11 protein-coding genes are annotated in these 11,573 nt (G+C 51.4%); 5 read left to right on the top strand and 6 right to left on the bottom strand.

Annotated elements, in window-relative coordinates; translation table 11 throughout:
* From ACO1NT_RS07940 to ACO1NT_RS07950, 3 genes are all read right to left on the bottom strand, one after another.
* Positions 1-920, bottom strand: a 920-nt coding sequence (locus tag ACO1NT_RS07940) for a heavy metal translocating P-type ATPase metal-binding domain-containing protein (protein ID WP_449048008.1), incomplete at its 3' end; no start/stop codon positions are given.
* A gap of 12 nt (positions 921-932) precedes the next feature.
* Positions 933-2,300, bottom strand: a complete 1,368-nt coding sequence (gene hemN / locus ACO1NT_RS07945) for an oxygen-independent coproporphyrinogen III oxidase (protein WP_449048009.1) — start codon at positions 2,298-2,300, stop codon at positions 933-935.
* Positions 2,281-2,793, bottom strand: a complete 513-nt coding sequence (locus tag ACO1NT_RS07950) for a lactate dehydrogenase (protein WP_449048010.1) — start codon at positions 2,791-2,793, stop codon at positions 2,281-2,283. The genes hemN and ACO1NT_RS07950 overlap by 20 nt, the downstream gene beginning before the upstream one ends.
* A gap of 164 nt (positions 2,794-2,957) precedes the next feature.
* Between ACO1NT_RS07950 and murQ the strand changes: the two genes are divergently transcribed.
* The 5 genes from murQ to ACO1NT_RS07975 are packed head-to-tail and all read left to right on the top strand — an operon-like array spanning position 2,958 to position 8,696.
* Complete coding sequence (gene murQ / locus ACO1NT_RS07955) at positions 2,958-3,782, top strand: N-acetylmuramic acid 6-phosphate etherase (RefSeq protein WP_449048011.1); 825 nt, start codon at positions 2,958-2,960, stop codon at positions 3,780-3,782.
* Positions 3,783-3,805: 23 nt separating this feature from the next.
* Positions 3,806-4,429 carry an RNA polymerase sigma-70 factor gene (locus tag ACO1NT_RS07960; RefSeq protein WP_449048012.1) on the top strand — a complete coding sequence of 208 codons (624 nt, stop codon included), beginning with the start codon at positions 3,806-3,808 and terminating at the stop codon, positions 4,427-4,429.
* Positions 4,426-5,469, top strand: a complete 1,044-nt coding sequence (locus ACO1NT_RS07965; protein WP_449048013.1) for a FecR family protein — start codon at positions 4,426-4,428, stop codon at positions 5,467-5,469. Before ACO1NT_RS07960 ends, ACO1NT_RS07965 begins: the two co-directional genes overlap by 4 nt.
* Positions 5,470-5,472: 3 nt before the next feature.
* On the top strand, positions 5,473-8,115 hold the full coding sequence (locus ACO1NT_RS07970; RefSeq protein WP_449048015.1) for an outer membrane beta-barrel protein: 2,643 nt from the start codon (positions 5,473-5,475) through the stop codon (positions 8,113-8,115).
* A gap of 59 nt (positions 8,116-8,174) precedes the next feature.
* Complete coding sequence (locus tag ACO1NT_RS07975) at positions 8,175-8,696, top strand: hypothetical protein (protein WP_449048016.1); 522 nt, start codon at positions 8,175-8,177, stop codon at positions 8,694-8,696.
* 42 nt (positions 8,697-8,738) lie between these two features.
* Here ACO1NT_RS07975 and ACO1NT_RS07980 read toward each other — a convergent pair whose 3' ends face one another.
* The 3 genes from ACO1NT_RS07980 to ACO1NT_RS07990 all read right to left on the bottom strand — a co-directional run.
* Positions 8,739-9,809 (bottom strand): response regulator, encoded by a 1,071-nt coding sequence (locus ACO1NT_RS07980; protein WP_449048018.1) that lies wholly within the window; start codon positions 9,807-9,809, stop codon positions 8,739-8,741.
* A gap of 2 nt (positions 9,810-9,811) precedes the next feature.
* The gene (locus ACO1NT_RS07985; protein WP_449048020.1) at positions 9,812-11,017 is read right to left on the bottom strand and encodes a PAS domain-containing sensor histidine kinase; all 1,206 of its coding nucleotides are present in this window, start codon (positions 11,015-11,017) and stop codon (positions 9,812-9,814) included.
* Positions 11,018-11,025: 8 nt separating this feature from the next.
* Positions 11,026-11,573 (bottom strand): ATP-binding cassette domain-containing protein (locus ACO1NT_RS07990; protein ID WP_449048021.1); only part of this gene is annotated, 548 nt, incomplete at its 5' end.

Raw genomic sequence — 11,573 nt, forward strand, 5'->3', positions numbered from 1 at the left:
AAATACGAGCGATAGTCGCGCTCAAACGAAATATGGTGGTAGGTACGCTGTTGCACCCACCGGCCCACCAGCAGGAAGAATACCAGGCCGCAGAGCGTGTCGGCAAACCCCGGCCCGTTGCCTGACGATACTTCCCATGCCGTACGGAGAAATAATACGGCGATACCGAGTGCCAGCGGCACGTCGAGATTGAGCTGCCACCGGCGGAGGCTATGCCATGCCGAGGTAAAGTAATCCCGACCGCTGTACAGCAGCACCGGCAGTGCGAAGGCGAGATTCATCCATCCGAAGAAGGTGGAATATTTTGCTTCAAAGGCTGCCATGCCGAAATATTCGGGGAAACTCAGCATCATGGAATTTCCAAAGCAGAATCCAGCCACGGCGATTTTGGCGACCAACCCGTTTTGGGAAAATTTATTTCCGGCCTTCACCACGTCTTGCAAAGTGATTTTGGGTGCATAGCCAATGTTGTCCAGCAGCGTCACCAGTGCCCGGATAGACAGCTCCGGGTGCTTAAAGGTGATGTTTACCTGTTTCTTCATGAAGTCGCTCTGCGACTTCACCATGGCAGGGTTGAGCTTATAAAGATGTTCCAGCAGCCAAATGCAGGAACTGCAGTGGATGGCCGGAACGTAAAAGGTCACGACAGTGATGTTTTCATTTTTGAAGTCGACCAACTTGTCGGCTATCTCCGCTTCGTCGAGGTAGTCATACCGCTCCACCTGTACGGCCTTCTTTTTGCCCGGGTGGGTATTGTAACGGTAATACTGTTGCATGTTATTACCACTCAATATGCGGTATACACTTTGGCAGCCCAGGCAACAGAACGGGTGACCATCAGCCTCATAAGCGGTGTGCAGCACCGCATCGCCACAATGGAAGCATCGGGTAGTTATCGGAGTTTGGGTCCCTATCGCCATTTACATTCCTTATCAAACTGCGCTACTGAACAGCGGTTTCGTGAATTGCTTATTGTGGAGGCGCACATCGAATGCCATGCAGATGTTGCGTAAAAAGGAAGTACCCACGGGCGTAACCCGGATATGCCCATCGCCCCCTTCTACCAACCCATCTTCGGCCAGGGGCACCAACCGTTGCTGGATGGGCGCAGCGAGTTCCGTGGGTACATCCAACGTCGTGCTTCCCCGACACATCAGTTCCAGGATATGTTTCCTTATCTGCAGATCGGCATCGGAAAGCACATGCCCTTTTAATACGGGGAGCTCTCCCCTACTTACCCCCTCTTCGTAGGTCTCTACGGTTTTCTCGTTCTGGGCGAAGGCCGTCCACGAATCGCTGATGGACGACACACCGAGACCGATGAGCAGGGGCGAATATCGATCGGTATACCCCATGAAGTTGCGATGCAGCTTACCCGTTGCCGCTGCGATGCAAAGAGCATCCTGGGGCCGTGCGAAATGGTCCATGCCCACATCGCGGTAGCCGGCACTGGTGATGAGCGATTTACCCAGTTCATAGAGCGCCAATTTTTCCTTCCCTTTTGGGATATCTGCCTCGGTATAGTGCCGTTGGCCCGGCTGCATCCACGGTACGTGGGCGTAACTATAGAACGATATGCGGTCGGGCTGCATGGCCAGTGATTTCGCGATAGTGTCTTGCACCGTTTTCGCCGTCTGCAGCGGAAGGCCATAGATAAGGTCGAAATTGATGGAGGTATAGCCGATGCGGCGGGCGTCTGCCATTACCCGCCGTACATCGGCTTCGGTTTGCCAGCGGTTGATAACACGTTGTACCTCGGGGTCGAAATCCTGTATCCCCAAACTCAGGCGCCGGAACCCGGAATCAAAAAGCACCTGCAGGTGCGCTTCCGTGGTATTGGCCGGATGGGCTTCGAAAGAGAATGAGGGGTTCGGTGATATACGGCATCCCTTGAGCAGCCCATCCATGAGCCGTTTTAGCTGCGCCGGACTGAAAAAGGTGGGGGTGCCGCCGCCGAGGTGTATTTCGCTGATGGGGATTGCCGTGCCGAGCAAGTTGCGGTACAACTGCCATTCGGCCAGTACGGCGTCGATATATGGCGCTTCGACGCCGTGATTTTTTGTAATGCGTTTATTGCAACCGCAATAGGTGCACAATCGTTCACAAAAAGGAAGGTGAACGTAAATAGCAATGCCCTGCGAAGATGAGGCTAGGAAGCGTGCGCGGACATGGTCAGCCCACTGTTCGGCATTCCATGTAGACTCCTCCCAATAGGGCACGGTAGGGTAACTGGTGTATCTCGGTGCCGCCACATTGTAGCGTTCGACCAATGCTATGCTATCAATTTCCTGTTTGGCCATATCGATCATGATTTGCGGGAGGGTTGTCAGCTTCCGTTTTCACTTTTTTTTTATCTATTTCGCAGACCTTCTGGCAGCAACACGCCTTGCCTACGCATTTTCCGGTACCCCAGGCATTGAGGTTACGTATGGTTTGCCTGGCAATATTCTCGATCGATTGGTCTGCATCCGGCACGTTGGCCACCTTAAAATCCATCCGCGTTGCCTCCTTCAGATCGATATGCGTAGTGGCTTTAGACCGGGTAATGATTTTGGTTACCCCGGCATGTTTCAATTCCCACAGCATCTTACGGTCTACGATATCATAGGGAGAAACGATCACGGCCTCCTTCCCCAAGGCATAAGACACTGTCCGTTCATTCAATTCATTGGAAATCAAAGTCAGGTCGTGTTTCTTGCCATTAGCCAGTGCCAAGCTCTCCTTTTCTTGTGGCTTTATGCTGTAAGCGATTGCTTTCATCCGTCCGTACGCGTCCTTAGGTAAGTCATTCACCTCATTGTCCATTATTTCCAAAACTACGGTGGTACCCTTCGGTGGGCAATGCATGGCGTCAGTCGAAAAAGTGATATCGGTTACAATTTTTTAATTTACGTCTGAGTAGTTCGGCGGAAATAACAGTCTTATCATAAAAGGAGCAAGACAATTAATCATTACGTATGGAGAAGCCATTGACGGAACAGGAATCATCTTACCAGCAACTCGAACAGCAACCTGTGGCCAGGTTATTGGAATACATCAACCGGGAAGACCACAGCGTGTCGGTAGCCGTCCATCGTGCCATTAACCAAATCGAAGATTTCGTAACGGCGGCATTAAGTAAAATGGAAAAGGGGGGCCGGCTTATCTATATCGGCGCGGGTACCAGCGGCCGTTTGGGAATTTTGGATGCTTCGGAATGTCCGCCTACCTTTGGCATAGCTGCGGATCGGGTGGTCGGCTTAATTGCCGGCGGGGACAGGGCGATAAGGAATGCCGTGGAATTTGCGGAAGATGATGAAACACAAGGGTGGAATGATCTGATGGATATCGACATCACCGCAGATGATGTAGTATTAGGCATCTCCGCTTCTGGATCTACGCCGTACACATTGGCCACGTTATGCGCCGCCAAACAGCACGGCATACGTACGGGGTGCATCGTCTGCAATGCGGGCAGTCCGATAGCTCGGGAAGTGGCGTATCCGATAACCGTGGTCACTGGACCGGAATTCGTTACCGGTTCCACCCGGATGAAGGCCGGCACCGCACAGAAAATGGTACTCAACATGATCAGTACGGCCGTCATGATCCGATTAGGCAAAGTCAAGGGCAATAAAATGGTCGACATGCAATTAACAAACACTAAATTAACGAACAGGGGGATAACGATGTTGATGGATGAGACGGGCATCAACGCAGCAGCCGCTGCACGACTGATTGCCCAGCATAAAAACGTCCGCAAGGCCCTGGCGTCGATAAACTGCATGGTGGAAGAGTTATAGCACATCAAGCAGGCATGGCAGCTATGGGGCACAGTAGAAAAACGATCAAGGAATTGTTCAGGCAGATCCAACATGGACAGGCTGCGGCTTTCGACCGGGTATACCTCATGCATTTCGACAACCTCAAACGGTTTGCGTTGCAGTATGTCAAAAAGGAGACAGCCGCCGAAGAAATCGTGTCCGAGCGGTTTGTGCAGCTTTGGTTGCGCAGAGCGAAATTAGCGGACATCGAGAACCCGGTTTTTTACCTCTACCGCGCCGTGAAAAATGCATGCCTCACGCTTCTGGAGCGCGAAGGGAGGTATGCGCAAGTACCTATCGAGGCGATGCAAGTCAATGCGCCCCAAGCGATGGATACGGACGACCCTGAAAAAATGCTCGAATATAAGGAGCTGATCGCTTACTTGGATGCAGCGATTGACCGAATGCCCGATCAAAGGCGCACTATTTTCCGGATGGTGAAGGAGGATCGATTGACATGCCGGGAAGTGGCCGACCTGCTGGGCCTTTCAGTACGGACCGTAGAAAACCAGGTCTACCTCGCCGTTAAGCGGCTTAGCGAAGAGGTTGATCGTTACTTTAATGCCGGGAACGCCCAGCATGGCGAAACGCGGCGGATGTTTTTATTGCCGATGGTGATATCATGAAGAAAGCAGATTTTTTACGTCTTTTATCGCGGAAGCTCACCGATGGGTTGTCTCCGGAAGAAGCACAACGGTTAACGGATGCTTTGGTGGAACGTGGGGATTATAAACGGAAAAGCGATATACTTACCCACTACTTCCAGACCGAACGGCCGCCCACCATGGCCGGCCGTATCCGGTTGGCCCGCGTTTGGGAGGCCATTGAAACTACTGACGAGGCCGCACAACGCCGGATGCCTGGCGCCGTAATGCCTGATATACCTGCGGCACGCCCGAGATGGGGTAAGGTCCTGCGCGCAGCAGCGGTCATCCTTTGCGGTGCTGCCATTGTGACGCTTGCTTACAACGCCCTGCGGCCACGCATAGCACCGGAATTTCTGGAAATCCGGACCGCTGACAGCCAGCAGTTCACCACACTCGATGACGGCACATTCGTGGTGCTCAAACAGGGGTCTACGCTGCGGTATAACACCGATTTCGGCAAACATCATCGGCGGGTAGACCTCCAGGGTGAGGCGTATTTCGAGGTGGCCGAAAATAAGGAGATGCCGCTGGTGGTCCATGCTGATGGCTTTCAGGTGAACGTAACAGGAACTATATTCCAAGTGACCGCCTATGCGGATGCACCCACGGCATCGGTGGCACTTATCGAGGGGTCGATAGAAGTATCGGTAACGGGCAAGGGTACGGATGCCGAGACAGATCCCGTGCAGCTGAAACCCATGCAGAAATACGAATGGAGCCGGCACACCCCGACCATGCCGCGGATCGTATCCTTCCCGAAGGACTCGCTGATGGCTGAGCTGGGCTGGTGGCCTGCCCCCGATTCGTTGTCCTTCGAGAAAGAAGCATTGGAATCGGTATTACGCAAACTTTCCAAGCGGTTTAAGGTGCCGATCGAATTGCGCAATGCAAAGCTGGAAGACATCCGCATCAGCGGTACGTTGAGTGATAAGGTGACGTTGGAGCAGGCCCTTGAGATATTGCAGATGGCATATCCCTGGACCTATCGGATGGAAGGCCGCAAAGTGATTATCGAGTAACGTATGGGGATACGCACATACGTTCTCCTGGCAATGCTGATGACGTGCAGCGGTATGGCCGTTGCCCAGACGGCGACGGTGAGCATAGGCGATGGACAACGTACCGTCAGCTCAATCCTCGACGCCATTGACAGCCAATCGGACTACAAGGTGGTATACAGCAACGATGTGGTAGACGATAGCATGGCAGTATCATTACCGGCCGGTAGATACCCGATGGTAAGACTCCTCAACCGCATCCTGCCGCCTCATGGGCTATTTTACCGCGAACTGTCTGGCAAGGTGCTCGTGGTAAGTAGCCACGCGCTCCATAGACCACGCGCACATGAGCCAGAAACACTTGGCCTAAATGGCTTTGTATACGACCAAGAAAATCTTCCGATTGAATGGGTATCTATTGGGTTATACGAAGGTGACCGATTCTTGACGGGCAGCACCACCGATCGGCGGGGGCATTTCCGGCTCCGTTTCCTATTCGAAGTCGGGGTATCCTATACCGTCAAGCTATCTACCTTGGGTTATAAGCCTATGGCATATGCGCTCGACTTTCCCGACACCGCAGCATTCGCTTCCCTGCACATGGTCAAGGAAAATTACCTGCTTGACGAGGTACGGGTTGATGCCCAACGACCGATGGTTGAGCGCCGGGCGGACCGCTACATCGTGCACGTTGCGGGCAGTATACTCGAAAACGGAAACAACGGCTTGGAAATTTTACAGCGATCGCCCAATATATGGGTCGATCCCGACGGTGCAATCAGCCTTCGCGGGCAGTCGGTAATGGTGATGATCGACGATGTGGTCCAACGGATGTCGGCCACGGTATTGGCCGAATACCTGCGGACACTCCGATCCGAGGATATCGAAAAGATCGAAATCCTGCCGAATCCACCTGCTGAGTTCGAAGCAGAGGGGTCTGGCGGCATTGTGCATATCATCCTGAAAAAAGGAAGAAACGACGGGTTCGTCGGATCGGTCAACGCCGGCTACCGGCAGCAAGAAACCCGTCCGCTATACATGACCAGCACCAGCTTGAATTATAAGTTCAAAGACCTCTATCTATTCGGTTCAGCGGGTTACAGCAAAGATCAAAGCCGTTATATTGCCACTAACGATATCCACTACCCCGACAACAGCATTTACAATAGTTTCACCGATCGGTATAACAACAATGACCGGGCATTGCTCCGCATGGGTGCGGTGTACGATATCCGCCCGAACCATTCCATTGGCTTACAAGCGCTCCTGAATGGAGGTAAATACCTGCAATATTTCGATACGGACATCACGCTTACCAAACGAGACCAGGCGTTAACCGGATCAGCCAACTCCGCGTGGACGAGGACCCCGGAACTCGTCAGTTCCACCCTAAACTATTCATGGAAAACAGATAGCTTAGGTTCCGCCATCAAGTTCATCGCCGACTACCTGCACAGCGAAAATCCCAATAGTAACCTATTCAAATCGCAGTATACGGATCCCCAGCGGGATGCTACCTTTCGTAATTCAACACCAAGTACGACTAGACTGTATAGTACACAGCTTGATTATTCCCAATATACGACAAATCGTTTTTTGTTTAAACTAGGCGCTAAATACACGGCTACCGACCGGGACAATGAGGTGATACATGAAAATTTCGATGCAACGGGATGGGTGGTTGACCCCGGCCGAAGCAATCGTTTTCTTTATCGGGAGCAACTGTTGATGGGGTATGCAGCAATGGAATATAACGTTAACCGCACCAATGTACAGTTGGGCGTCCGGGCCGAAAAAACCATCATGGATGGCCATTCGGTAACAGCGGGGATACAGTTTCACCGTTCGTACCTTAATTTCTTTCCTTCAATGTTTATCCTTTATCAATTGGATAGCACGAAGCATACCGCATTGGTGCTTAACTATACCCGAAGGTTGAGCCGACCGTCTTTTACTGCGCTCAATCCCTATCGCCTCCAATTTTATGACTACCTTACCCAAATTGGCAATCCCGATTTGCTGCCGGAATATGTCGACCGGATAGAGACAGGCATTACATTTGGCAACGGCATTTCAGCAGATGTCTACTTTTCGGCAACCGACAATATGATGGCGCAGTATGCAGCATCCATAGACAAGGTGATTGAATACCAAATCCGGAATTTCGATCACAGCTATATGTATGGAACTTCGTTATACGCACCGGCAAAAATCAACGATTGGTGGTCCATGACAAACCATCTGCAATTATTAGCAATACGGTATCGCCTATTGGGCATCCGCTACAGCAATGCCTCCGTTAACATCAGTACAACCCAGCTTTTCAAGATAAAAGGGGTTGGCGAGACTGACGTGATGGCTTACTACCGATCACCATATATCGATGCCAATTCGGATAAGGCAGCACAATTTTCTGTCAATCTAGGGTATACCAAGCGCCTGTTCCATGACCGGGGCAGGCTTCGGGTTTACCTCTCTGACATATTCAATACAGCGCGCGAAAAGGATGTTACGGCAGCCAATGGTACCACGATCTATTTTTATCAGAAAAGACCCACGCGCACCGCTGGAATTTCATTCAGCTATACACTCATATCGGGCAAGAAATTCGATAACAGGAAAATTGAACACAGCGCTGAAGACGAAAAGCAGCGAATAGGGAATTGAATAGTCAATTTGTTACCAAAAAACGATATGTTTGTGAATACATTAATAAACCAACGATTATGAAGCCAAAGGTAACTACCTTGATATTACTGTTTTTAGCGGTATGCAACGGGGCCTTGTGTCAAACCGCGTTTGAAAACACGAAGTTTAAATTTCAAGCCTCCATCCCCGATGATTGGCGATTACATCAGGAAATTAAAGCGGATTCGCTCAACTATACGATTGTTGCATGGGGGATGCCGAAAGTGTACACCGAAATGGATAAACACGAAGTTGAAAATGCGGTTTCGATTACGGCCGTCAAACATCCGCGGATAAAAAACGTCGACGACTTGGTCAAAGCAGAGTTCAATCGGGTTAAAGGCATGTCGACCATCTTAAACCAGGTACAGATCGATTCAGTTGAACATACGGCATACATTACCAATACGCTGAGGGAAAGGGTTTCCTATGTATCCCAACAGTATTTTGTTTATAAAAATGGCACCGGTTACATCATCACCTTCACGGCCACGCCAGGGACATTCAGCATCAATATCCCAAAGTTTGAGGAGTTTTACAAGACCGTCGTTATCCATTAGTGAAGGGAAAGTCGGTATTCGAGGCCTTAAAGGCCTCTGTTGTTATTGCTTGATATTTTTCAGTTTACGAATTGACAGGATACGGATGGCATTCCCCTCTTTTGCGATCAGTTTTTCATCCTTGAAATCGGCCAGCATGCGGCTGATGGTTTCGTTGGCGGTGCCGGCCAGCGAAGCGAGATCATCACGCGATATGCGGATGAGGCATTCGTCATCGGTAGCTGCCACCAGCGTTTTCTCCGCCACTTGGATGAGCGCATTGGCGACCCGTTTGCGTACGGAATCATAGGCGAAAGCCAGCAGCTGTACTTCCTTACCGCGGATATTGCCCGAAAGCAGTTTGATGAATTTGCTGGCGATGCCAGGCTTGCGGTAAAGAAGTTCAAAGAAATTATCGCGGTCGATAAGCGCCAGTTCACTGTCTTCCAACGCCTCGGCATTGTCGGTATAGGGCTGCTGGAGCAAGATGGCCCCATAGCCAAAGAAAGAATCATTCACGTGGATGTCGGTGGCCAACTCGCGGCCATCCAGGTACGATAGGAAGCGGCGTACTTTGCCTTTCTTCACGAAATAAACATACAGCGGCGTATCGCCCTCCTGATAAATGAATTGCTTTTTCTTGTAGGTCTTGGTGCGCGAGCGCTGAACAAGCTCCTGCAGCAGCAGCTCCTGTTCCCGCTCGCTCAACGGGGCGTCTTTACGCGTGCCCGGCTCCGGCCCGAGCTGCTTGCGCTTTTTCAGGCGCGTTTCGATCGCGTTCAGCAGCTCGATGTCATCAAACGGTTTGGTGAGGTAATCGTCTGCACCCAGCTCCATCGCTTTGCGCATGTCCGCCCGCTCGGCCTTGGCCGTGAGGAATATAAACGGTATCGTAGCAGCTTGGGGATGCTTGGACAGCATAAACAATACACCGAAACCATCCAGTTCGGGCATCATGATGTCGCACAGAATGACGTCGGGCAGATGCTTCAGGGCGAGCTCCACACCGGTTTTGCCTTCCGGCGCTTCGTACACCTGATAGCCCGCTAATTCTAAAATTTCACGGGTGCTCTCGCGGATATCGTCATTATCCTCGATAATCAATACGGTTACTTGTTTAGTGGGTGCAGACATGGTTATGGCGTGACGTTTGGTGCAGTGTTGTGGAATGTGAGCGTAAACACGGTGCCTTTATCTTGCGCGCTTTGGCAGGTGACCCACCCACCCATCAGCGATACGTATCGCCGCACGATGTTGAGACCTAAGCCTGTACCGGGGATATTACCGGTATTGTGCGCACGGAAAAAGGGTTCAAACAGGTTCTTCTGGTCTTCTTCGGGGATGCCAATGCCGTCGTCCTTAACAACCACCTGGCAACTATCGCCATTGATCTCCGTGTTGAATTCAATGAATGTGTTCTCGCCCGAGTATTTGATGGCATTCGATATCAGGTTGATGATACTGTTTTTCAACAGGTTGGCATCCAGCGAAAACATCCCCTCCGAACCGGTATGCTGGTATACGATATGCTGGTTCGCTTTACAGATAAGCTGCATTTCTTCGGTAATCTCTTCAGCGAGTTCCACCAGGTTGATCGCTTCATTGTTCGCCAACACTTTACCGGCTTCGAGCCGCTCCAATGAGAGGAAATCGTTGAGTATGCTGGTGAGCAGCTGTACCGAACTTTTGATCCTGCCGGTGTGCTTGAGCACATTGGGGAGGTCCGGTTTCTCTGCGTATTTCTCAATAAGCGATGCCGATAGTTGCACGGCGCTGAGGGGCGTACGGAACTCGTGGGAGGCCATGGAGACAAAACGCGATTTGAGTTGGCTCAATTCCTTCTCCTTCTCGAGCGATTGGCTAACCTCCGACTTGGTTTTCTCAAGTTCAGATACCAGCTTGATGAGGTCTTTGGTACGGTTGCTGACGGTAGCCTCCAACTCTTCCATGTGGTGGATGAGTTTTTCCTCCGCCTCTTTTTCTTTCGACAGGTCGTGTACGAAGCCCGTAAACGCCGTCTTGTTTTCGTAATGCACCTCGCTTACCGCCAGGCGGAACGGAAAGGTGGTACCGTCTTTGCGCAGCCCCCGTACTTCCCGGCCGATGCCGATGATTTTTTTTACGCCGGTGGTCAGGTAGTTCAGGATGTATTGGTCGTGCTGGCTCCGGTAAGGCTCGGGCATCAGCATCGACACATTATTGCCAATCACCTCCGATGGGTCATATCCGAACAGGCTGGAAGCGGCGGGATTTATGGAATCCACGATGCCGTAACGGTCGATCGTAATGATGCCGTCAATCGCATTTTCGATAATGGCTTTGAGTAATCTCGAGGTATCCATCGCTGCGCTTATGTCAATTTCTTGTATTTGATCCGGCGGGGCGTTATATCGCCTAGCCGCTTTTTCCGGTTCTCTTCATATTCGGAATAGTTTCCTTCAAAGAAGTATACCTGCGAGTCGCCCTCAAATGCGAGGATATGTGTACAGATGCGATCGAGGAACCAACGGTCGTGCGAGATGATGACCGCACAGCCGCCGAAGTTTTCCAACCCTTCTTCGAGCGCCCGCAGGGTATTCACATCGATGTCGTTGGTGGGCTCATCGAGCAGCAGCACATTGGCTCCCTTCTTGAGGGTGATGGCCAAATGCACGCGGTTGCGCTCACCGCCGGAGAGCACACCAACCTTTTTTTGCTGATCGGCCCCATTGAAGTTGAATTTAGACACATAGGCCCGCGAGTTGACCGGGCGGCTGCCCAGTTGGATGTTTTCGTTCCCTTCGGTGATGTTTTCCCACACGGACTTATCGGGATCGAGGTCATCATGCAACTGGTCGACATAGCCCAGTACGGCCGTTTCGCCCACGCGGAACGTACCACTATCGGGCTGTTCCTGCC

This window comes from Parapedobacter sp. (assembly GCF_053550995.1).